This window comes from Pseudoalteromonas sp. 10-33 (genome assembly GCF_001469195.1).
Taxonomy (GTDB): Bacteria; Pseudomonadota; Gammaproteobacteria; order Enterobacterales; family Alteromonadaceae; genus Pseudoalteromonas.
Genome location: NZ_LOFI01000002.1, coordinates 122,249 through 141,026, shown reverse-complemented (window position 1 = coordinate 141,026; position 18,778 = coordinate 122,249). Strand labels below are relative to the sequence as shown.

The following is an 18,778-nucleotide window of genomic DNA, read 5'->3' as shown; positions in this document are numbered from 1 at the left end:
TTTGTTAAAGTTGTCATAATACTCGTGATATTTCGCGAGGTGTGGTTATGATAAAGCAATTTTTAAACGATCCAAAGTTATTACTTAATGCCGTGGGTGAGGGAATTTACGGATTCGACTTGTCTGGAAACGCTGTATTTGTAAACCCAGCAGCAGAGCGCATGACAGGGTGGAAGGCAGAGGAGCTACTAGGAAAAAAAATACATCAATATCATCATCATACTCGTGTAGATGGTACACCTTACCCTGCCGATGAGTGCCAAATTTACTGCACTATGTTTGATGGTAAGCGCCGAGAAGTAAACAACGAAATATTTTGGCGCAAAGACGGTAGCTCATTTGCCGTTGAATATACATCCACCCCAGTGTATCGAAATAACCAACTCATTGGTGCTGTTGCAGTATTTCGCGACATATCGCAGCAGCAACAAACGCAAAGTGACTTACAAAATGCGCTCATAAAAATAAAGCAGTTGAGCGAGCAATTAAAAGACGAAAACAATTATTTGATTGCAGAGCTAAATCAAGACTGGCAAGATTCTGGACTTGTAGGGCAAAGTCACGTGTTTCAAAATATGCTGGAGCAAATAAAACTAGTCAGTGAAACCGACACTTCGGTACTTATTTTGGGTGAGAATGGCACCGGTAAAGAGCTAGTAGCCCGTAACTTATACAGACTAAGCACCCGTAGCAAACACCCTTTTATTAAAGTAAATTGCGCTGCTTTTACACCAAGTTTATTGGAATCTGAGTTATTCGGGCACGAAAAAGGTGCATTCACAGGAGCAAACGAGCGCCGAAAAGGTCGATTTGAACTAGCCGATAAAGGCACGCTTTTTTTAGATGAAATTGCCGAGTTACCCCTTGAGGCACAAAGTAAACTACTCAGAGTACTGCAAGAGCAAGAGTTTGAACGAGTAGGCGGTAGTCAAACCTTAAACGTTAACATTCGGGTTATTGCGGCAACAAACCGCGATTTATGGCAGATGGTACAAAAGGGCAGTTTTAGAATAGATTTATATTATCGGCTTAATGTATTTCCTATTAAAGTACCGGCCCTCAGAGAGCGAAAAGAAGATATTCCTTTTCTATGCAGCAATTTAATACAGCAATTAAATAAACGTTTAGGTAAGCAGCTAAAAGGCTTAAGCCAAAAAGCAATTACTAAACTTCAAGCCTATGATTGGCCAGGTAATATTAGAGAGCTGCAAAATGTGTTAGAACGCGAAGCAATCTTATCTAAACAACCTGTATTACAGCTTAATCAACCACTTAGTGGTGAAAATACGCCTAGTATGGATTCATCTCTCACTCTCGATGAGGCGCAAAAACAGCACATAACACGTGTTTTAATACTGTGTAACTGGCAAATTTCAGGTAATAAAGGCGCTGCAATTAAGTTAGGTTTACCTGAAAGTACACTTCGCTCAAAAATGCGAAAGCTAGGCATTAGAAAATAATCGCGATATATAGCGAGTTTCGCTTTATATCGCGAATATAAAATAAGGCTAAAATAATAAATAATTTAATATCAATAACATAAGTGAACTTTCAGCTTGGTCTGAAAGTTGCAAATACTTAATTAAAATCCGTCATAATTAAGTAAGCAAAATGAAGTTTGATATTAAAGAAGAAGATATGATCATTAAGCCCTATAACTCAGGCCCTATTTATATTCGCGAGCAAAAAGGCTTTTTCCAACGAATACGCCGCAATTTAGGCTGGTTACTAATGCTAACGTTTATTGCCATTCCATGGATTCAATATAACGGGCAGCAGGCTGTACTGTTAGATGTAGCCACACAAACCTTCACTATATTTGGCTTAACACTTCTTCCTCAAGACTTTATGATTTTAGCGATGCTTTTTATGGTGGGAGCATTTGCATTATTCTTTGTCACTAACTGGCTAGGTCGAGTTTGGTGTGGTTATACTTGCCCGCAAACAATATGGATGTTGATGTTTACCTGGGTTGAGCAACGTATAGAAGGTACACGTAATCAACGTATAAAACTTGATAAGACACAATGGACATTAAGCACATGGCGTAAAAAAATAACTAAACACATCGCGTGGGTAGTTATTTCTGTTTTAACAGCGACCTCATTTATGGCGTATTTTATTCCGGCTAAAAGTTTATATTTAGAGATGCTTACATTTGATTGGTCTGGCATTACCACCTTTTGGGTGCTTTTTTTCGCAGGGTGTACGTACGGCAATGCTGGGTTTTTAAGAGAAAAAATGTGCACAATTGCATGCCCGTATTCACGTTTTCAGTCAGTGATGTTTGATAAAGATACCCTAGTGGTTACTTATGATGCAGAACGAGGAGAAAGCCGCGGGCCACGTAAGCGTAAAGCCGATCCAAAGTCATTAAACCTAGGCGATTGTGTAGACTGTAATTTATGTGTGGAGGTATGCCCTGCGGGTATTGATATAAGAAATGGCTTGCAATATGAATGTATAAACTGTGGTTTATGTATTGATGCTTGTGACGACACAATGACCAAGTTTGGATACGACAAAGGGTTAATTAAATACGCTAGCGAAAAACAAATGGAGGGTAAAAAAACCAACCCATTTAGGCTAAAACTGGTAGGTTATGGTGCTTTGACTGCATTGCTTATTATATCTATGTTTGCATGGATGGTGCAGCGCACACCAATAGAGGCCTCTGTACTTCGTGATAGAAATGCACTTTACAGAGTAAACTATGAGGGCTTAGTCGAAAACCCATACACACTGACCATTATAAATAAAACACAGCAATCTATGCATTACACTATTGCTATTGAAGGATTACCAGGCGCAACGCTGCAAAGTCCTGAGCTTACGCTTGTTCAGCCAGGTTTAATGAAAAGTATACCGGTAACAGTGACTGCGGATGGATACGACATTAAACAAAAAGTGAGTAAATTACGATTTGTAGTTACTGCGCAGGAGGATGCGAATATTACCATTACTAAAGAGAGTCAGTTTTATAAAAACTAAGTAATTAATCGCCAAGTTGATTAATTACTTAATCCGCTTGGCTGTTTTTAAGGTGTTCACTAACATATTGCTTTGCACTTGTAATGTCACTAAAAATACATTTAGAGCTATCTCTGCCAACACTTTGCAGAACTCGTGACATTTGGCTTATAGCAATAGCAGATGTCATTACAAAAGCGCTAATAATGCAATTTGCAGATTGCATTTTTTGACCAATTTTAGTGAGTAATAGCTCAGCTTCAGGCGTCGCTGCTAATACGTTCCTTGAATCACTAATGTAGCCCCAAGAGGTGCCATTAAACTGAGTTGTAGTGCTAATGAGTCTTTCACCAAAACTGCTCAATAAATCTGTATCAATACTTCCTGAAAACTCTGCAACAATGATGTTGTTATCAACAGAAAAATTAACGTTGCCATAGTCATTATTTAATGAAAAATCATGGTGCCTATTTTTATCCACTTTCAATATGTGCTCTCTATTATTTTTTATTAAATTTTTGCTACGCTCAATAAACCACACATTTAATTAACGTAGCAACAAAAAACTAGCCTTACTTATTTAAATAGTTTAGCGCGCTGTTTATAACAGCCACTTGCGCTAAAATACATTGCTCGCTGTTTGCGCTAGGGCTATCTGGGTATACTTCTGTTGTTGTTACAAAAGGTGCATCGGTAAAGCCCATACATAAACCTAATTCGCGTGCAGCATAGTTAATAACACCAAATTGTTCCTGCGGTACGCCAATTAACGCGTTGTTCTCATCGCTTGGTGCAATATGCGTAACCTTTGCAACGCCCTCAATAATCACTTTTTGAAATTCTGGCTCTGGCTTCTTACTGTCGGCAACTAAATAAAACCCATCAGGAATATTCCAATTTGTATTAGTTGTGCCTTCACGTGCTGCAAGCGCTGGCCTAAATTCACTGTTATCAGTATTGGTTGTCTCGTGTAAATCAATGTGTGCTAGTAGGTCAAGATTTAATGATTTTACATAGGCCATTACCGCAGCCGACTCGTGTGCTGGGCTATTGTCATAAAACGAGCGGTTAGGATCTATTGCGCTTGGGTTCCAGCGGTTAATTGTTTCATACCCCCAAGGGCTAATACAGGGAGCAATAACTATATTAAAGTGTTGTGATTGATTTAAAGCAGAGGTTTTTGCAAATCTAAGCGCGCCATGCACGCCACTAGTTTCGTAGCCATGCACGCCACCGGTAATTAAAACCGTTGGTTTGGCATCATCAAAATTAGGTGTTTGCAGTGCATATAATGGATAACAGCCTTCGTTGTAATTAAGCTCGCCGTATTGCTCAACAGTTAATGTGCCTTTAAGCTCGTTTATTAGCGTTAGCACTTCATCTTGGTAGCTACGCTTTATAACTTGCCCTGCTAGCCATTGTGCTTTGTCGCTGTGGTTCCATTTTTTACCTGGTGTGCCAATTGGGTATGTGCTGTCAGTCATTATAAAGCCTTGGAATATCAATATTTAATTAAATAAAGCGCTAGCTTAACGCTGACTAAAATAGCCTGCAAGTTAATGCGATATATCGACATAATTGAGTTACGTCCTAAAAAACTTACCCAAAGCTGTAATAGAGAAAAGTGAATTAAATACACGATTAGTTATATTAACGAGGTATTTAGCCTAAGCCACTAAACTGATAAGCTTGCAGCGCTTTTTTGCCACTTTTAAGATTATTACTATGAGCAACCAAATTTTATTGAATAAACAAATTCTATTAACAGCGCTTATTACACTAATAAGCACGGTATTTTCGTTTAATTTAGCCGCTCAACAACAAAGTCAAACTCTAATATTATTGGGTTCAGAACCAAAAATGTGCGCAGGTGGTTCGTCTAATAGTTGTGAGCAGGTTAAAAATACAATTCGCAATATATACTCGCTCACGGTTAATAAAATAGAGCAGGTAGCACAACATTGGCCAACAAGTAATCTTAATAATAAAAAAGCGACACTGGAAGTGCTGAGCCAATTATACAAAAATGGAGCCGAACATGTTTCAAAGCAAAACTTACTGTGGCAGTGGCGTGACGTAAATAACGAGCAATTACAACGATTGTCAGTGCATGAATACAATTATGTGTTCGATATGCTCGAAGTGTCAGAAGGTAAAAATGATAACAAAATAAATAGCAAAGCAATTAAGACTTCACGATATAAAAATAATGATATTTTACAATTTATTACCGGTAGTCTAAGAGTAAATAGCGCTAAACCGACCATGCTTGTTATTACTGCAGCGCGCCGTGATCCCTACGCGTATGCTGAAGCGACAACATCTATTTTAGCAGAGTCAGAAATAAGTACCAAGTGGCTTGCATTAACGCCTGCACTTGCAAAGGCAATAACCACAGGTCGGTGCGATCAACTGCCTTTACTAAGAAACAGCACTATGCAAGTGTATAACCGAGAGTCAATGTATCCTTCGCAAACTCAAACCGAATACGGCTTGTGTAAAAGTGGAGTCGTTGCATTAAACACACTAATAAAAAATAGTACGGGCGTTATGTACGATAGCGGCGATGCTGCGTTATTGCATAGCGTTTTATTTAATGATGAAAACGAGCCTTACCCATGGACAAATTCACTTATAACAAGCCCGGTTATTGTGGGGATAGGAGAGGGGAGCGCCATACAAGGTAATAGCTTAATTACAAATGAAAACGCAACGATTACAAACGTACTAAAAGGGGAAACCCTGACCACTATAAAGGGCTTAGCAACGTTTAATTATGGTGTGTTAAGTACGCACTTTAGTGAGCAAAACAACACTTTTAAATTGGCCATGATGATTGACACTTTAAGCAACAGTAAAGCTACATCACAGTATGGTTTTGGTGTAGACGAGAATACCGCCTTGGTCGCCATAAAATCGCCTGAAGGTAATTTAATGACGGTCGTTGGTGAAAATGGCGTGGTCTATTTAACTCCCGAGGCAACAAACATTGCTGTGCATCCTTCTGAGCAAAATACAAATTCAAAACTTCAGGAATACCGCTATTCATATTGGCCGGCTGGCAGTGTGATTGATGTGAACAATAACTCATTTACTTTGAGCGAGCGCACATTGGGGAAAACATTGTCCTCAATAAAAATACCGCCTTTACCAGTTCAGCGTTTTGGGAGCATATTGACGGATGCAAAATTACGGTCTCTTACCCAAGCCATGTGCCTTGCCCAAGAGCAAAGCGCAGTTGCTCAGCAAGATGAGTTCTTAATTAGCTTGAATGCAAATGCTGATACACGCTACGACCGAATAAGCACTAAACAGTTCGGCTGCGCTGTGAGTAATTTATCGCTGGTGGTCGAATCGTTTTAAGTCTGAGTCTTAAATATTTGGATTTTAAGTACCAGCTCTATAAAATAACCGATATAACGTATAACCACTTTGCTCAAAGCAAAGAGAGATAGAAAGAGTTTTAACATGAATAACGAAAGTGATGTAATCGATAACTTAGCAGACTTAGAAGCTTTTTTACTCGAAATAGAAAGAGGTGGCTATGGGTTAAAAGGGGTATCGGGTGTAGGTATGGCGACTAAAAACTCAGACGGTACCCGTTTTATTGCCGTATTTGATGATAAACAGCAACTACTATTGGCCCGCGGTATCACCGAAGATGTATTTACTAATGGGCAAGATATGGTTCGTAACGGTGTAAAGCCCAAACACTAATTAAATATAAATCAATAAGCGCTGTGTAGCGCTTTTTTTTGCAAAATTTAAAATGGGTTGAAACATCAAGCAAGGCTAAAAAATATAAAAATTAAGGAACCGATTTAGGCGAAATAAATATAGGCATTTACTTTATAACTTACATATCAACGTATTTCGTTAACTAATTTACCATTTTCATACAGTGCCGAGTATTGGCGTTTATGCTCTTCAAATAGATAGGTTCTTAATTGCTCTTTTCCGCTATTAATGCGCGTAATTCTTGCAGCCATTCCTGACTTATTTTGCCTAATAGGCTCTATATCAATTGAAATATACTCTTCGTTTGGCAGTGTAAACTGCACGTTTTTCATACTGCCTAAGCGACTGTTATCTTTCAGAGGTTTTAAAAATATGCCAGTGCTAGATATAGACTCAATATAAAAACCCTCGCTCTTTATATTGAGTTCGCTCCAACGCCAACTACGTTGTGTGCCTTTAGTATCAATGACTTCAGGCGCACTTAATACAGGGTTAATAACCCCAGAGGGATCTATTTTTAAATCAAGCGGAAACCATAATTGATAATGCGCAACTTTTGCTAATAGCGTTAAGCTTGCGTTGCTCAATAGGTGCGCAATGCCTGCGGGTACACTACTTTGTAAAGTAAGCTTGTGATTTGGTTTTACTTCCTGATCTTCTGGCTTAAATAAGTCAGAGATAAAGTTTAATTCTTCAGCTGAAAAGTCCATGTTCAACACCGTAAAAATAAAACCCCATAATATGTTAATTAAACAAAATGCTCAATAAGTGTGCAGCGTTATTTGTTTTCTTTACTATAGTTAAAGGTTTTGTGTAGATTTTAGGTAAAGTAAATGTTTGGCATTAGCTGTGCTTGTTACATTTTTAAAATTGAGAGCGTTCATTGTCATTCAAATTAGTTAAAAGCGAATAGTAACTTATTTAAAGTAAGATTTAGTGCCTTCAATGCGCTTTTTAAATCAAGAAGAGGTTTATTATTTTGCAGGTTTATTAAGTTGGCAATTTGGGTCTAGCAAAATATCGATTTTTAAGGTGGCTTTTAAAATACTTTGACCTATCAAGCAGGCGAGGAAAGCATAAAGTCTGGGTTTTAGGCGTAATAGGCCGTTATTAAACTGTTGTTTAGAATGCCTTTTAACTAAATATATTTTTTAAAAAGTAGAGTGTGTGTTTAATCTTCAGGTGAATACCTGTTGGTGACTATTTTATAAACTAAAAGAGTGAGTTATGAATTGGTCGGTATGGAGAGATTCGAACTCTCGACCCCTGCCACCCCATGACAGTGCGCTACCAGGCTGCGCTACATACCGACGTTGAGTGCAATAGTACGTGTATTTTTTTAAAAATCAATAAGCGATTGTTTGTTTGAGTGTTTATTAGGCAAGTGAGCTAAAAAGCTCACTTAAGTTTGGTTATTTAAGCTAGTCTTTATTTAACCAAGTTTTGATCGAGTCGTACATCTCATCTCGTATTAACGGCTGGGCTTTTTTGTTAGGGTGTAGCCCATCGTTTTGCATTAGCTCTGGTTTATCGGCGATATTGAGCATAAAAAAGTTTAGTAAGTGCGTATTAGTTTCTTCGCTGATTTGGCTAAAACTATCTGTAAACATTTTACTGTAGCGGGGACCATAATTAGGTGGAATGTAAATTTCCATCAGTGCGGTCATTGCATTAGCTGCTTGGCTTTTTTGTATAAGTTCAGTTAAGTTAGCCTGCATTTTGTTTACCGGAAAGCCGCGAAGACCGTCGTTTGCACCAAGCTCTATAAGCACATGAGTTGGTTGGTATTGAGTAAGTAATGCATCTAAACGGCGCAATGCACCACCAGAGGTTTCGCCACTAATGCTGGCGTTTACAAGTGCAATGTCGGCTTGCTCGTCATTGTACTTATCTTGTAACAATTTTACCCAGCCTTGCTCTTGTTGAAGGCCATAGGCTGCGCTTAAACTGTCACCGAGTATTAAAATCGTGTTGTCGGCTGCCGCACTCAGCGGTTTGATAACTAAAAATAAAATGAATACTAAACGTAGGATTGAATGAGTCATATGTCAGCGCTTTCTCAATTAAATATAATTCAAGTTAATGGTTTGTCTAAAATAGTAACTACCTTTGAAGGTGAGTTGCCCATCCTCAGCGACATCAGCTTTAATGTCAAGCATGGTGAGTCTGTTGCTATTGTTGGTACGTCCGGCTCAGGTAAATCTACCTTATTAAGTTTACTGGCAGGCTTAGACACTGCGAGTAATGGCGAAATATTTTTAGACGGTGAGCCGTTACATAATTTAGACGAGGAAGCACGTGCAGCACTTCGTGCCGCTAAAATTGGTTTTGTATTTCAGTCTTTTATGTTGGTGCAAAGCTTAACCGCTCTCGAGAACGTAATGTTACCTGCTGAATTAGCGGGTAAAAGTGATGCTAAGGAGCAGGCACTTGCTTTGCTTGAAAAAGTAGGCCTGAGCCATCGAACAGATCATTACCCTTCTCAGCTTTCGGGTGGTGAGCAACAGCGTGTTGCTATTGCACGTGCCTTTATTGGGACACCCAAAATTTTATTTGCTGATGAGCCTTCAGCTAACCTAGACAGCAAAAACGGAAAAATGATTGAGTCGCTGTTGTTTGACTTAAATTCTCAACACGGTACAACGCTCATTTTAGTGACGCACGATGAAGGACTCGCTCAAAAATGTGAGCATATTATCCAGATAGAAGCAGGGTTGCTTGTTAAAAGCGAAGTAGAGGACGTTGCAGATGTGGGCTAAATTAGCGCTTAAATTATTTGCGCGAGAATTTCGCAGAGGTGAGCTAACAGTAATTAGCGCAGCTATTGCTTTAGCGGTATTAACTGTACTTACCTTGTCTATGGTGACAGATCGAATAGCACAAAGCATCGCCCAAAAAAGCAGTGCATTTATTGCCGCCGACCGAGTTCTTGCAAGTAGCCATGCTATTGATACCGCTTTTATAGAGCAAGCCAAAAGTCAAAATTTACAAACTGCGCAAATGGTGTACTTCGACACCATGTTATTTGCTAACGACGAGATGCAATTTAGCTCGGTAAAAGCCGCGTCAAATGCATACCCGTTGAAAGGGCAGCTTAAGGTAAAAAATACATTAACGGGTGAAACGATTATTGCTAATGCTGGCCCAAGGCCAGGTAATGTATGGCTTAGTGAGTCTGTTTTTTACTCGCTGAACATTGATATAGGCTCGCAAGTTGAGCTAGGTGCAGCGTTATTCAATGTTGAAAAAGTGATCGTTGAGGAGCCTGATGCGCCATTCAATGTATTCTCAAGTAGCCGTCGTGTTTTAATAAATATAGCAGATGTGCCAAAAACAGAGGTGGTTCAGCCCGGGAGCCGTGTTTTTTACCGTCAGCTCTATGCCGGTAGTGAAGACGACATAAACAGCTTTTATGACTGGTTAAAACCAAAAATGAAAGAAAACCAACAATGGTACGGTGTTAAAGACCGTCAATCACCAATTTCTAATAGCTTAAATCGAGCAGAGAGCTTTTTATTGTTAGCGGGTTTACTCGGTATTATTTTAGCCGCAGTGGCAATTGCTGTATCAGCTAAACGTTATTGCGAGCGTCAGTACGACCCTGTTGCAATGATGAAAACATTGGGTGGTAGCCGCTCAATGATCCGAAAAATCTATATGCTTCACTTATTGCTTGTCTGTGCAATGGCAGTAAGCATCGGCTTGTTAATTGGTTACGGCTTGCAAGAAATAGCCACCGGATACTTATCAAAAAGTATGGGAAGCGAATTGCCCATGGGGGGGGGTAAACCTTGGCTTGTGGCAATTAGTACGGGTGTAATCTGCGCCGTTATGTTTTCTATTAAACCTTTGTTTGACTTGTTCGATATTCCGCCGCTTAGGGTACTGCGCCGTAATTTAGGCGACAAACTAGCGATGAGCCGCGTTCACTTGGGTATGAGTGCATTGACCGTATTTTTGTTAATGTGGTTATTTAGTAACAACATAAAGATAACGCTAATACTATTTATAACCACACTTACCTTAATTGGCGTGTTGTTTTTAATATCTAAACTTATATTTGGCGGTGGCCGAAAACTGGGTTTAAAACCTGGTAATAGTTGGTCGTTGGCCATTGCGTCGATTCAAAAGCGTGCCAATGTAAATGCAGTTCAACTTATTAGTTTTTCGTTAGCCATTAAACTGCTTCTGTTTTTAGTTGTGCTTAAAAACGACATGATTGCTGATTGGCAGTCGCAATTACCCAGCGATGCGCCAAACGCATTTTTAGTTAATATTACGCAAAACGACCTTGAACCAATTAATAGCTACCTCGCTGAAAAAGACATTTTAGTGTCTGACTTTTATCCAACGATTCGAGGGCGTGTTAATGCGGTAAATGGCGAGTTGGTTGCTCGTGAGGTCTCTCTTCAAGACAATGAGAAAAAAGACGAGGAAGCGCGTTCAGGTATTGGCCGTGAGCTAAACTTAACATGGCTTAAAGATGTACCGGCTCAAAACGAAATAGTACAAGGCGAGTGGTTTAGTGAAAACGCAGTGGCTGAGGCATCAATTGAAGAGTCAATGTTAGAGCGCCTTGATGTTGAAATAGGCGACACGCTTACCTTTTTAATTGGCGCGCAGTCGTTTGATGCTAAAATTACCAGCGTTCGTACTGTGAATTGGGCAACGCTTAAACCTAACTTCTTTATTATACTCAGCCCAGATGTACTTAAAGATTTTCCGGCAACGTATATTTCTTCGGTTAGAATAGAACCTGAGCAAAAGCGTGACTTTAGTCAACTATTACGTACCTACCCAACAATTACAGCAATCGATGTAGATAACTTTGTAAAGCAAATACAAACCACCATATCTCAAGTTTCACTCGCGATTGGTTTTGTACTTGCCATTGTTGTTTTATGTGGTGCGCTAGTACTTATTTCGCAAGTACAAGCGAGCTTGGGTGAACGGATGCAAGAAATTGTAATTCTGCGAACATTAGGCGCTAAAAGCCGTTTAATTAAAAACGCGACCTTGTACGAGTTTTTATTATTAGGCGGATTAGCTGGTTTAGTTGCTGCATTCTTTAGCGATTTAGCACTGTTAATTGTGCAGCAACAAATGTTTGAACTTTCGGGCAAGCTTCATCCACATATATGGATTATAGGCCCGCTTGCTGGTGGTTTATTTGTAGCGGGGTTGGGTTATTTAATGATTGCCCGTACCCTTAAACAAAACACCCAAGGGTTAGTTCGCGCTTTAGGGTAAAACTAGTTTTTGTTACTTAAAAATGCTCGCTATATATGCGAGCATTTTTGTTTTTGCTTGGTACTGGTATTTTATACAGTGCTCTGGCATTATTAGCCTAATTTACAATAAAAACAACGAGAATGTGATTTGGCCATTATTTTAGGGATCGACCCAGGATCGCGTTTGACTGGTTACGGTGTAGTTGCTCACCAAGGTGCTAAATTTACTTATTTAGGCAGTGGCTGTATAAAATTAGCCGATCATCCTTTTCCGGTGCGCCTTAAAATGATTTACCAGGGTATCACTCAACTTGTTGAGCAGTTTTCGCCTGAAACGTTTGCTATCGAAAAAGTGTTTATGGCTCATAACCCCGATTCAGCATTAAAACTTGGCCAAGCTCGCGGTGCGGCCATTGTAGGTGCTGCAATGGCAGACTTACCTGTGTTTGAATATTCAGCAAGGCAAATTAAACAAGCCGTTGTAGGTAACGGCGGTGCAGATAAAAGCCAAGTACAACATATGGTAAAAAATATCTTAAAATTACCGGGTACACCCCAAGCCGATGCTGCAGATGCACTAGCAATTGCTATTTGCCATGCACACTCAGAACAAAATTTAATCAAACTGGCGGGTAGCGCAAGCAAAACCGTTAGAGGACGCTTAAGGAAATAACAATGATCGGCCGCTTAAATGGTATTTTAGTTGAAAAACAACCTCCCGAAATCTTACTTGAAGTAAGCGGTGTGGGTTATGAAGTACAAATGCCAATGACCTGTTTTTACGACTTACCAAAAGTGGGTGAAAACACGATTGTTTATACTCATTTTGTAGTTCGTGAAGATGCGCAGTTATTGTTTGGTTTTAACAATAAAACAGAACGTGCATTATTCAGAGAGCTTTTAAAAGCAAACGGGGTAGGGCCAAAACTCGGGCTCGCTATTTTATCGGGGATGTCGGCACAGCAGTTCGTTAGTTGTGTAAATAATGAAGATGCCACATCGCTGGTGAAATTACCGGGCGTGGGTAAAAAAACCGCTGAGCGTTTAGTGCTTGAAATGAAAGACCGTTTAAAAGACTGGGGCAATGATTTATTTACACCGTTTAGCGACAGTGCAGTAATAGAACCCCATAGTGATACATTAGTGGCTAATAATGCAGCCGATGATGCGGTATCGGCACTTGTTGCGTTAGGTTATAAATTGCCTCAGGCGCAAAAGGCGGTAAAATCGGTGAGTAAACCAGATATGTCTACAGAGGTTCTTATAAAAGAATCTTTAAAATCGATGTTGTGAGTAACCCATGATTGAAGCGGATCGCTTAATTGATGCGACTGAAAAAACAAACGAAGACTCGATTGACCGAGCAATTAGGCCAAAACTGTTGGCTGATTACCGAGGTCAGCCGCATGTTAAGCAGCAAATGGAAATATTTATTGAAGCTGCACGCAGCCGCGACGAGGCGCTTGACCACTTATTAATATTTGGACCACCGGGTTTAGGTAAAACCACCTTAGCTAATATTGTTGCAAACGAGTTAAACGTAAATATTAAAACCACCTCAGGGCCTGTACTTGAAAAAGCAGGTGATTTAGCGGCACTACTTACTAATCTTGAAGAAGGTGATGTGCTGTTTATCGATGAGATACATAGGCTAAGCCCGCAAGTTGAAGAAATACTTTACCCTGCAATGGAAGATTATCAACTTGATATAATGATAGGTGAAGGCCCTGCTGCGCGCTCTATAAAGTTAGATTTACCACCGTTTACGTTAATTGGGGCTACAACTCGTGCAGGGTCACTTACGTCGCCACTTCGTGACCGCTTTGGCATAGTGCAGCGCTTAGAATTTTATTCAGTCGAAGATTTATCTCACATTGTTGGCCGTTCAGCCCATTATCTTGATTTAGAAATGTGTGACGACGGCGCAAGTGAAATAGCGAAAAGATCGCGGGGCACCCCACGTATTGCTAACCGCTTATTACGTCGAGTGCGAGACTATACGCAAGTCAAATCTGACGGCACTGTAAACGCAGAGGTTGCGCAACAAGCGCTTGACATGATTGACGTAGATAAAAGCGGTTTTGATTACATGGACCGTAAATATCTACTTGCTATTATTGAAAAGTTTATGGGGGGGCCAGTAGGGCTCGATAATTTAGCCGCTGCAATTGGTGAGGAGCGTGAAACCATTGAAGATGTTATTGAACCGTTTTTAATTCAACAAGGGTTTATTCAGCGAACACCGCGTGGTCGAATTGTGTCTGACAATGCGTACCATCATTTTGGCTTGTTACCTAAAAAAGACTAATTTTAAAAACCTCTCCTAAACTCTTGCTAAAAATTACTTTTAGCAAGAGAACTTCCTTTTATAACGCATTTTAACTATCAGAAGTGCTTTGCTTTATCATTAACTAGCCTGAACTTTGGTTAAGAGATTTGCTAACGTATTGAATCATATTGATGTTTAAATTTATTTTCTCTAGCCAGAGATTTTTAGTAAAAACAAGGCGGATTTACGCGTCAATAGCTGCTTGAGATAGATTTATTATCCAGAGTTCAGGTTAACCAACAATTCACAGGGCGTTAAGGCTTATGTGGCTATTGTTCATTTCATAAAGTTAAATATTGTTAACGCCGACTATAAGCGCCTAATTTTAACGTGAAATTGAGTGTTTAATAAACAACATTTCGCGAAGCAGTAAAGTTTTTGGACTAAACCAAATTTCAGGTAAAAAAAAGCCCGCAAATAATGCGGGCTAACAACAAGTTAAAGGAAGTAATCTGGGGGAACCATGTTTTACACTGTTAGGTTTTATCCAAATAGAGTAAAACAATGTAATACAATTAAAAATCATATTACTAAGAACAGGACCTAATGAAACAATTTCATTTAGTGCGCTAGCTCGGTATGGAATAATAATACGGAATATCCAAAAATTGTTCAAACTAGAAAATTTGTTTTTTCGGATTAAAAAAAGTAATGCTTTTAGTTTTATTGTAGTTTGTAATTTGTTTGTTAAATAATCATTTATTTTATAAGTTAATGAAATATCGTACTTAAGTATATTTTTGTATTATTGTTCGGTATTAGTTTTAGTATTCTGGCTGGTAATATGAATGTGGTTTTGCGTGTTTATGCATTGATTTTGAATAAATGCCGTGTTTTATGATGTTTATTTATATAATTACTCAGTTCAATATAGGCTTTGATATTATTTAAATAAGTTTTTACATACCTAGGCGTAAAAATAAACTAAATCGCCGATTTTTATCGTTTTTTGTTGGCTATTCATAGCAATATCGTTGTTAGTTTTAAATTGACTCGATACACTAGATGCAACTAAATGACCTGTGTTGCGGTCATAATTGCACAAATCATTACAATTGACGTATTTTGATACTATTTAGGAGTTTAATGTGGGATCAGGGCTTAATTTTTTGGATCTAATTCTAGAAGCCAGTTTGCTTGTACAATTAGTAATGTTAGGGCTAGTAGCTATGTCAGTTATGTCGTGGGCTATTATTTTTCAACGTAAAAAAGCGATTTCTGATGCGCTTTTAAATGCTAAAAAGTTTGAGCAAAAGTTTTGGTCAGGCATTGATTTAAGTAAACTATACAACGAAATTTCATCTCGTAGTGCTCAGTCTCATGGTATTGAGGCGTTATTTACAGCTGGTTTTAAAGAGTTTGCTCGCCATAAAAAAAATACATTTCAAAGCGCCAGTATTGTTATGGAAGGTACGCATCGTTCGATGCGTGTTGCGCTTTCACGTGAAATTGAAAAAATTGAAACAAGCTTATCCTTTTTAGCAACAGTTGGCTCTATCAGTCCTTACATTGGTTTATTCGGCACTGTGTGGGGCATTATGAATGCTTTTATTGCCTTGGGCGAAGTTAAACAAGCTACATTGCAAATGGTTGCTCCAGGTATCGCAGAGGCTCTAATTGCTACGGCAATGGGTTTGTTTGCTGCGATTCCTGCTGTAATCGCCTATAACCGTTTTTCTAATAGTGTTGAAAAGCTTGAGTCTCATTACATCAACTTTATGGAAGAGTTTGCTAATATTTTGCACCGTCAAGCAGCTACACAAATAGAGGCACAAGCGAATGTATCATCGTAAAAAGCGCCGCCCTGTTGCAGAAATCAATGTAGTACCATACATAGATGTAATGTTGGTGCTGTTGATTATTTTCATGGCGACTGCGCCACTTATCACTCATGGTGTTAAAGTAGATTTACCAAAAATGGAAGAATCTGATTTAGTTGATACTAAAGACACGCCGCCGATTATCGCGTCCATTGATGTTGAAGGTAAGTATTACGTTAGCGTAGGTACCGACCCAGAAGAGCCAATGGAAGCGCTTGATGTAGCGGCAGTGATTAAATTGCAATTAATGAAAAACCCAGATGTACCGGTAATGATCAAAGGTTCTGGCAAGGTTTCGTATCAAGAAGTGCTATTACTAATGGATTTTTTGAAAAACGCAGGTGTGCCGTCAGTAGGATTGATGACCGAGTCCTTTGAGGGGAATTAACTGAATGAGTAGTGCATTAGTAAAGTCGGTGGTATTGCATCTAGGTTTGGGTGGTTTGTTGTATGCGTCAGCTAACATTCATACACCAACCCCTAAAGTAATGGAAGTGACGTTAAATACAGCCATACCAGACCCCGAAAAAGCGGTTTCGGCGGTAACGGTTGATCAAAAAATGGTGGAGCAAAAAATTGCTGAGCTACAAAAAAAAGAAAAAGATAAAAAGCGTGCTGAAGACAAGCGTATACGAGATTTAGAACGCCGAGCTGCAGAGGCTCGCAAGCAACGTGAATCTGAGGCTCGAAATATCAAAAAGCTTGAACGTGAACGCAAGGCCAAAGAGAAAGAAAAGGCACAAGCCGAAGCACAAGCCAAAAAAGCGCGTGAGATAGAGCAAAAAGAGCGTGCTAAAGCTAAGCAAGCAGAAAAGCAAAAGCTAGAGGCCGAAAAAGCAGCTAAAGCGGCGGCAGATAAGCGCAAGCTTGAAGAAGAAGCACTTAAAAAAGCAGAGGCTGAACGTGTGAAGCGTGAGCAAGAAGCTAAAGAGCGCGCAGCCGAGGCTGAACGTAAGCGCCAGCAAGCATTACAAGAACAAATATTACAAGAACAACTTGCTAAAGAGCAGGCTGCCCGTAGTAAAATACGCCAGCAACAAGTGGCAAGTGAAGTTGACAAATACCGAGCTTTGATTATGGCGCGTATTCAACAAAACTTGTTAATTGATGAAAAAATGAAAAACCAACAATGTCGAGTTAATATCCGCCTTGGCTTCAATGGTTTAGTTACGCAAGTTAAGTCTTTAGGTGGTGATAAGCTAGTATGTGAAGCAGCTCTCAGAGCGGTACGAATGGCTGACACATTACCTGTATCGAAAGATAGAGACGTGTTTGACCAACTAAAAAATATTAACCTAACAATCAAGCCAGAATTTTAAAGGAATGATATGTTCAATAAACTAAAAGTAGCCTGTGTAGTATTGCTACTAGGGTTTCAAGGCATCGCAAATGCTGCACTTGAAATAGTAATTACTGAAGGTGTAGACGGTGCAAGGCCTATTGCTATTGTGCCATTTAAGTACACCGGAATAGGCCCAATACCGCAAAAACTAAGTGATGTGATTGCAGCTGATTTAGTTCGAAGCGGTAAGTTTAAGCCGGTTGACGTTGCGCAAATGCCACAACAACCAAGTGAAGACAAAGCAATTGATTACGCTGCATGGGTTAATAAAGGGGTTGAGGCCGTTTTAGTTGGGCAGGTTGAACAACAAACAGATGGTCGTTATTTGGTCCGTTATGAATTAGTGGATGTAATTCGTGGTCAAATAACGGATGGCAATACGCAAATGATGTCTAATGGGCAATTAGTAAAAAGCCAAGATCACATTTTAGAAGCCAGAGAAAGCGTCATTTCAGAAAGTGGATTTCGCCGCTATTCACATCGTATAAGTGATGTAATTTATGAAAAGCTGACAGGCGAAAAAGGGGCATTTTTAACTAAAATTGCCTATGTGATTGTACGTGACGAAGACGATAAGCCTTACCAACTCGTTGTTGCCGATTACGATGGGTTTAACGAACAAGTGCTTTTGCGCTCTAAAGAGCCGTTAATGTCGCCTGCGTGGTCGCCAGATGGTACAAAGCTTGCCTACGTAACGTTTGAAAATCGCCAAAGCCAAATATATATCCAAGATTTATATACAGGCAAGCGAGAAGTGGTAGCTAGCTATCGTGGGATTAACGGTGCACCGCAGTTTTCACCTGACGGTAAAGAGCTTTTACTGGTACTTTCAAAAGATAAAACAGGTGCAACAGAGATTTACTTGTTAAACCTAGCAACACGTAAAGAAACCCGCTTAACAAACCACCGCAGTATAGATACTGAACCATCTTGGTACCCAAATGGCCAAGATATAGTGTTTACCTCGGAAAGGGGTGGTAATGCTCAGATTTATAAGTTAAATTTAAAAACTGGCAGATCTAAACGCCTAACGTTTGATGGCGATATGAATCTTGCAGGGTCAGTTACGCCTGACAGTAAAGAATTAGTGATGGTTAATCGTACGAACGGTAGCTACCATCTTGCTAAAAAAGAGCTAGCTTCTGGTGCGTTTCAAGTTTTAACAAGAACTCGCCTAGATGAATCACCGAGCATAGCGCCAAACGGCTCGATGATAATATATAGCACGCTCCATAATAACAAACAGGTACTGGCGTTAGTATCGATGGACGGCCGCTTCAAAGCACGATTACCTGTGCTAGACGGACAAGTAAAGGCACCAGCTTGGTCGCCATATTTACAGTAATGT

The 18,778-nt window shown here is 39.5% G+C and carries 17 protein-coding genes and 1 tRNA gene; 13 read left to right on the top strand and 5 right to left on the bottom strand.

Translation table 11 applies throughout. From position 1 onward, the window contains the following. Nucleotides 1–47 precede the first annotated feature (47 nt). Both ATS76_RS04040 and ccoG read left to right on the top strand, forming a co-directional pair. Nucleotides 48–1,460 carry a sigma-54 interaction domain-containing protein gene (locus tag ATS76_RS04040; RefSeq protein ID WP_058551156.1) on the top strand — a complete coding sequence of 471 codons (1,413 nt, stop codon included), beginning with the start codon at nt 48–50 and terminating at the stop codon, nt 1,458–1,460. 151 nt (nt 1,461–1,611) lie between these two features. Then, nucleotides 1,612–2,991: a cytochrome c oxidase accessory protein CcoG gene (ccoG, locus tag ATS76_RS04035; protein WP_058551155.1), complete on the top strand. Its 1,380-nt coding sequence runs from the start codon at nt 1,612–1,614 to the stop codon at nt 2,989–2,991. A 28-nt stretch (nt 2,992–3,019) separates the two neighbouring features. Here ccoG and ATS76_RS04030 read toward each other — a convergent pair whose 3' ends face one another. Together ATS76_RS04030 and ATS76_RS04025 are read right to left on the bottom strand one after the other, a co-directional pair. Further along, complete coding sequence (locus ATS76_RS04030) at nt 3,020–3,451, bottom strand: hypothetical protein (RefSeq protein ID WP_235590908.1); 432 nt, start codon at nt 3,449–3,451, stop codon at nt 3,020–3,022. Between the two features lie 91 nt (nt 3,452–3,542). After that, a complete protein-coding gene (locus ATS76_RS04025) occupies nt 3,543–4,454 on the bottom strand; it encodes a M14 family metallopeptidase (protein WP_058551154.1) in 912 nt (303 codons plus the stop codon). Between the two features lie 241 nt (nt 4,455–4,695). Here ATS76_RS04025 and ATS76_RS04020 point away from each other — a divergent pair, with 241 nt between their 5' ends. Further along, nucleotides 4,696–6,333 (top strand): hypothetical protein, encoded by a 1,638-nt coding sequence (locus ATS76_RS04020; RefSeq protein WP_058551153.1) that lies wholly within the window; start codon nt 4,696–4,698, stop codon nt 6,331–6,333. A 105-nt stretch (nt 6,334–6,438) separates the two neighbouring features. Next, nucleotides 6,439–6,687, top strand: a complete 249-nt coding sequence (locus tag ATS76_RS04015; protein ID WP_058551152.1) for a hypothetical protein — start codon at nt 6,439–6,441, stop codon at nt 6,685–6,687. Between the two features lie 146 nt (nt 6,688–6,833). On the opposite strand, the gene ATS76_RS04010 is transcribed toward ATS76_RS04015, so the two are convergent. From ATS76_RS04010 to ATS76_RS04000, 3 genes are all read right to left on the bottom strand, one after another. Further along, on the bottom strand, nt 6,834–7,418 hold the full coding sequence (locus ATS76_RS04010; RefSeq protein WP_058551151.1) for a hypothetical protein: 585 nt from the start codon (nt 7,416–7,418) through the stop codon (nt 6,834–6,836). 523 nt (nt 7,419–7,941) lie between these two features. Continuing rightward, nucleotides 7,942–8,018 (bottom strand) — tRNA-Pro (locus ATS76_RS04005). Nucleotides 8,019–8,129: 111 nt separating this feature from the next. Beyond that, entirely contained in the window at nt 8,130–8,753 is a 624-nt protein-coding gene (locus tag ATS76_RS04000; protein ID WP_058551150.1) for an arylesterase, read from the bottom strand. Here ATS76_RS04000 and ATS76_RS03995 point away from each other — a divergent pair, their 5' ends adjacent. The 9 genes from ATS76_RS03995 (at nt 8,754) to tolB (ending at nt 18,775) form a co-directional block, all read left to right on the top strand. Continuing rightward, nucleotides 8,754–9,467: an ABC transporter ATP-binding protein gene (locus ATS76_RS03995; protein WP_058404876.1), complete on the top strand. Its 714-nt coding sequence runs from the start codon at nt 8,754–8,756 to the stop codon at nt 9,465–9,467. It begins immediately after the preceding gene. Then, the gene (locus tag ATS76_RS03990) at nt 9,457–11,958 is read left to right on the top strand and encodes an ABC transporter permease (RefSeq protein ID WP_058551149.1); all 2,502 of its coding nucleotides are present in this window, start codon (nt 9,457–9,459) and stop codon (nt 11,956–11,958) included. Before ATS76_RS03995 ends, ATS76_RS03990 begins: the two co-directional genes overlap by 11 nt. A 129-nt stretch (nt 11,959–12,087) precedes the next feature. Next, nucleotides 12,088–12,612: a crossover junction endodeoxyribonuclease RuvC gene (ruvC, locus tag ATS76_RS03985; protein WP_008131991.1), complete on the top strand. Its 525-nt coding sequence runs from the start codon at nt 12,088–12,090 to the stop codon at nt 12,610–12,612. A 2-nt stretch (nt 12,613–12,614) separates the two neighbouring features. Next, nucleotides 12,615–13,232 carry a Holliday junction branch migration protein RuvA gene (ruvA, locus tag ATS76_RS03980; RefSeq protein WP_058551148.1) on the top strand — a complete coding sequence of 206 codons (618 nt, stop codon included), beginning with the start codon at nt 12,615–12,617 and terminating at the stop codon, nt 13,230–13,232. A gap of 7 nt (nt 13,233–13,239) precedes the next feature. Further along, nucleotides 13,240–14,247, top strand: a complete 1,008-nt coding sequence (ruvB, locus tag ATS76_RS03975; RefSeq protein ID WP_058404864.1) for a Holliday junction branch migration DNA helicase RuvB — start codon at nt 13,240–13,242, stop codon at nt 14,245–14,247. Nucleotides 14,248–15,356: 1,109 nt separating this feature from the next. Beyond that, nucleotides 15,357–16,061, top strand: coding sequence for a protein TolQ (tolQ, locus tag ATS76_RS03970; RefSeq protein WP_058551147.1), 705 nt, complete (start codon nt 15,357–15,359; stop codon nt 16,059–16,061). Then, on the top strand, nt 16,048–16,476 hold the full coding sequence (tolR, locus tag ATS76_RS03965; protein WP_058551146.1) for a protein TolR: 429 nt from the start codon (nt 16,048–16,050) through the stop codon (nt 16,474–16,476). The genes tolQ and tolR overlap by 14 nt, the downstream gene beginning before the upstream one ends. A 4-nt stretch (nt 16,477–16,480) precedes the next feature. After that, nucleotides 16,481–17,407: a cell envelope integrity protein TolA gene (gene tolA / locus ATS76_RS03960; RefSeq protein ID WP_058551145.1), complete on the top strand. Its 927-nt coding sequence runs from the start codon at nt 16,481–16,483 to the stop codon at nt 17,405–17,407. A gap of 9 nt (nt 17,408–17,416) precedes the next feature. Next, entirely contained in the window at nt 17,417–18,775 is a 1,359-nt protein-coding gene (gene tolB / locus ATS76_RS03955; RefSeq protein WP_058551144.1) for a Tol-Pal system beta propeller repeat protein TolB, read from the top strand. The last annotated feature ends 3 nt before the right edge of the window (nt 18,776–18,778 follow it).

Excerpts from the sequence above, each read along its gene's own strand:
- ATS76_RS04040 (WP_058551156.1), top strand. The coding sequence starts at position 48 with ATGATAAAGCAATTTTTAAACGATCCAAAGTTATTACTTAATGCCGTG.
- ccoG (WP_058551155.1), top strand. The coding sequence starts at position 1,612 with ATGAAGTTTGATATTAAAGAAGAAGATATGATCATTAAGCCCTATAAC.
- ATS76_RS04025 (WP_058551154.1), bottom strand. The coding sequence starts at position 4,454 with ATGACTGACAGCACATACCCAATTGGCACACCAGGTAAAAAATGGAAC.
- ATS76_RS04020 (WP_058551153.1), top strand. The coding sequence starts at position 4,696 with ATGAGCAACCAAATTTTATTGAATAAACAAATTCTATTAACAGCGCTT.
- ATS76_RS04015 (WP_058551152.1), top strand. The coding sequence starts at position 6,439 with ATGAATAACGAAAGTGATGTAATCGATAACTTAGCAGACTTAGAAGCT.
- ATS76_RS04010 (WP_058551151.1), bottom strand. The coding sequence starts at position 7,418 with ATGGACTTTTCAGCTGAAGAATTAAACTTTATCTCTGACTTATTTAAG.
- ATS76_RS04000 (WP_058551150.1), bottom strand. The coding sequence starts at position 8,753 with ATGACTCATTCAATCCTACGTTTAGTATTCATTTTATTTTTAGTTATC.
- ATS76_RS03995 (WP_058404876.1), top strand. The coding sequence starts at position 8,754 with ATGTCAGCGCTTTCTCAATTAAATATAATTCAAGTTAATGGTTTGTCT.
- ATS76_RS03990 (WP_058551149.1), top strand. The coding sequence starts at position 9,457 with ATGTGGGCTAAATTAGCGCTTAAATTATTTGCGCGAGAATTTCGCAGA.
- ruvA (WP_058551148.1), top strand. The coding sequence starts at position 12,615 with ATGATCGGCCGCTTAAATGGTATTTTAGTTGAAAAACAACCTCCCGAA.
- ruvB (WP_058404864.1), top strand. The coding sequence starts at position 13,240 with ATGATTGAAGCGGATCGCTTAATTGATGCGACTGAAAAAACAAACGAA.
- tolR (WP_058551146.1), top strand. The coding sequence starts at position 16,048 with ATGTATCATCGTAAAAAGCGCCGCCCTGTTGCAGAAATCAATGTAGTA.
- tolA (WP_058551145.1), top strand. The coding sequence starts at position 16,481 with ATGAGTAGTGCATTAGTAAAGTCGGTGGTATTGCATCTAGGTTTGGGT.
- tolB (WP_058551144.1), top strand. The coding sequence starts at position 17,417 with ATGTTCAATAAACTAAAAGTAGCCTGTGTAGTATTGCTACTAGGGTTT.